Genomic DNA, 374 nt, shown 5'->3' with positions numbered 1-374 from the left:
TAGATGTCTTGTCATCAATTGTCTCATCGTTAGATGAAACAATGATTCCTTATCCAGTTTTCAAGGTTCACAAGTTGAAAGATCGTTTGATCTCTCAAAACTGAACAACCAACACAGTACGTTTCCGATTGTCTAGCTCCAGCTCCTAGACCCAAGCGCTCTAAGCGATATCTCTCCAAGACTTTGACAAGTCTTTACGTGATCTCACTTAGTTCGTCGGGTCTGTACAGTCGCTTTCGCCTTTCAATATATCCTTAGAAAGGAGGTGATCCAGCCGCACCTTCCGATACGGCTACCTTGTTACGACTTCACCCCAATCATTGGCCCCACCTTCGGCGGCTGGCTCCAAAAAGGTTACCTCACCGACTTCGGGT

1 rRNA gene is annotated in these 374 nt (G+C 46.3%); it reads right to left on the bottom strand.

Features of this window, described 5'->3' with window-relative positions:
* Positions 1 to 258: 258 nt before the first annotated feature.
* Positions 259 to 374 (bottom strand): 16S ribosomal RNA (locus DYE48_RS20960); the annotation flags it as partial.

The sequence above is a fragment of the Halobacillus trueperi genome, assembly GCF_003386945.1.
In the GTDB taxonomy this organism is placed as follows: domain Bacteria; phylum Bacillota; class Bacilli; order Bacillales; family Halobacillaceae; genus Halobacillus; species Halobacillus aidingensis.
Note: the sequence above shows the minus strand (reverse complement) of the source record. Positions and strands in the feature narration are given on the sequence as shown.